Origin of the sequence: Olavius algarvensis spirochete endosymbiont, from assembly GCA_900608495.1 — a bacterium.
Lineage (GTDB): Bacteria > Spirochaetota > Spirochaetia > DSM-2461 > DSM-2461 > UBA2779.
The window spans coordinates 1-771 of record UWYT01000006.1; the positions used below are offsets into that span (position 1 = coordinate 1).

The following is a 771-nucleotide window of genomic DNA, read 5'->3' on the forward strand; positions in this document are numbered from 1 at the left end:
CCTTTAGCTGTTAACCTTCGGGGGCGGGCCTCTTCACCGCTCTAACAGAGCGGGGGTTGAAAAAGTGTGTCAAGTAGTTATTCCAATTCAAATATTACTACATAATGTTCCTTTGTCAACCCTTGCAGCTATACTCCTTTATTATGCCTCAGAAACCGAAATATTCACTCACTGCAATAGAAGGACTTATTGGCTCAGTTGGGAAAAATATCGCGCGAATCCGAAAAGCCAACGGTATGACGCAAGCCCAACTTGGTAAAATAATTGGAATCTCACAAAGACTTGTTTCTCACTACGAAAAAGAACGTTTACAAGTCAATGCAGAATTATTAACTAGGTTTGCCTTGGCTCTTCATGTATCATCTGATGAAATCCTCGGTATCCTTAGAAGCATACGCACTGAGTCTCAACAGGATAGAAAAATCAACAAACGCATCAAAGCTATCGAGAAACTGCCCCAAGGACACAAAAGAACACTTGTATCAACCATAGATGCATATCTCAAGGTCCATCAAACCAACGATAAAACTTCTGCGTTCTGAAGATTGAGTCCCAATTCAAAATTCCCCCTCCCCCCCAAGCGGCTCATCCAGGGCCTTTAGGTATCAGCTTGCAAAACCTCCTGCTCCAGGGCCTTCTTCAAAGCGGCAACAGCTCCCTCGAAAGCCAGGGCTTAAGCCTGCAAGCCGATACCGCTCTTGCTAGTCGATAATGCTGCATTATCGACAGCAAAAGCTCCTAAAGGCCCTCACCTTCGTCCTTGGTGAAATG

At 44.7% G+C, this 771-nt stretch carries 1 protein-coding gene; it reads left to right on the forward strand.

The window, feature by feature from the left end; genetic code table 11:
• Positions 1–143: 143 nt before the first annotated feature.
• Complete coding sequence (locus S1OALGB6SA_RS00070) at positions 144–542, forward strand: helix-turn-helix domain-containing protein (RefSeq protein WP_195910198.1); 399 nt, start codon at positions 144–146, stop codon at positions 540–542.
• The last annotated feature ends 229 nt before the right edge of the window (positions 543–771 follow it).

Bases quoted from the DNA above. Each gene is read 5' to 3' on its own strand.
- S1OALGB6SA_RS00070 (WP_195910198.1), top strand. From the start codon at position 144: ATGCCTCAGAAACCGAAATATTCACTCACTGCAATAGAAGGACTTATT.